1 protein-coding gene is annotated in these 1,883 nt (G+C 41.2%); it reads right to left on the bottom strand.

The genetic code is table 11. From position 1 onward, the window contains the following. A partial coding sequence (gene proV / locus QTO00_RS19080; protein ID WP_331426158.1) for a glycine betaine/L-proline ABC transporter ATP-binding protein ProV occupies positions 1–967 on the bottom strand: 967 nt, incomplete at its 3' end. Positions 968–1,883: the final 916 nt, after the last annotated feature.

Genomic DNA, 1,883 nt, shown 5'->3' with positions numbered 1-1,883 from the left:
CCCCAGAGAATCGGTTGCTTTTATCGACAATAACGCCGAATTCGCGATCATTGTCAGTTAGCAGTTGTAGCGCAGAAGCAGGACCATCGTGTTCGGATTTTTTAAATACTGCTGCTGGGAATTTCTTAGCGATATCTTTTGCCGTCAAGGCACTAGCGACATTGACACCTCTAAAGAACGCAGCAACGTAATCATTTGCAGGATTACGTAAGATTTCATCAGGCGTTCCTACCTGCACAACTGAACCGCCTTGCATGATTGCAATTCGATCACCAATTCGCATCGCTTCGTCCAAATCATGTGAAATGAACACAATGGTTCGCTTATCATCATTTTGCAGGCGAATTAGCTCATCTTGCATTTCGGTTCGAATCAGCGGGTCTAGTGCAGAAAAGGCTTCATCCATCAATAGAATATCTGGATCGCAAGCCAAAGCACGAGCCAACCCAACACGCTGCTTCATTCCCCCAGAGAGTTCATCAGGGAATAAATCACCATAGGCGTCTAACCCAACTCTCTCCAACGCTTCCATAGCACTTTTCTTTCTCGACTCCAGATCGATACCTGCAAGCTCAAGACCAAATGCCGCATTTTCGATTACCGTCATGTGAGGCATGAGTGCAAAGTTTTGAAAAACCATTGAGATATTTTGGCGGCGTACGGTTCTTAGTTCTTCTGCTGAGATATGAGCGATATCTTTACCTTTAAGTAAAACATTACCTTTCGTTGGTTCAATGAGCCTATTTAATAACCGCACCAACGTCGACTTGCCTGATCCGGATAAGCCCATGATGACAAAGATCTCGCCTTCGTTAATTGACAAAGAAACATCATTCACGCCAACAGTGAGTCCAGTCTCTGAAAATACTTGTTCTTTATCTGCACCTTTATCCATCATGGTAAAAGCGCGGTCGGTGTCTTCACCAAACACCTTATAGAGTCCCTCAACTTCCAGTATGGGAGCCATATAAATCGTCCTTCTCTAGGTGCATAACTGCACAAATGATTAGTACTCTAAACAAAAAAATATCAGTTTTCAAATCAATTATACTAAACAACCAAGGCTATAATATGTTAATTCTATCCAAACACTGCCTATGCCACCCTCCTAAAAACAGCCACAAGACACTGATAATAATACAATAAAGCAAAACATGACAAAAAATAGTTGCTCACCTTTTAGGCCTCGTTTTTCAACATGAACTAAACGGCAATAAAACACTTAACAGCCAAGCACAAACATTTCACCACGAAATATTAGACATCAAATTTAATGACAACTTGGTAAATAAGGCGTTTTTGCGACTCAAGGCGCACTTACATTATCTGCATTGTTCTAAATTTGATTTCCAGATCACTTTGTGCGCGATAATGAAAGACAAGTCATTTAGAGAACTAAGTAAATGTACATCCCTATGATTATTTCTGCCCCTTGGCTTGCCTACCCTGCAATTGAAGGCGATGGCAATTAATACTGGTTTTTTTAATGTACCTGCGACACAAGATGTGAATCACACGAGCTAGATATATATTCAACAGCTAAAGCAGACTTTCTTAGAGCGATGAAAGCCCACATACTTAGACTCGAGCACTTGCTGCAACTAGTCATCAATGCCATCAACAAATTGAGGGGATAGTTTGAGCAATGGGACTCGTATACCTTTCGAACATCACGCGGGCGTCTCTAGCTTCAAATAATTGAAAAATAATACGAATATTTCCGAGCCCGCTACGGTATATACTGAAATATTTCTAGGTGAGGCGGGTTAAACGAGGCTACTGATAGTTGATAGTTGATAGGCACTAGGTTCACTAGGTTCTATCCCATTATTCCCCCCCTTAAAGTATAAAAACAAAAATCCCACTACTGATGAACACAATAG

The organism is Vibrio sp. M260118 (assembly GCF_036533755.1).
Taxonomy (GTDB): Bacteria; Pseudomonadota; Gammaproteobacteria; order Enterobacterales; family Vibrionaceae; genus Vibrio.
Note: the sequence above shows the minus strand (reverse complement) of the source record. Positions and strands in the feature narration are given on the sequence as shown.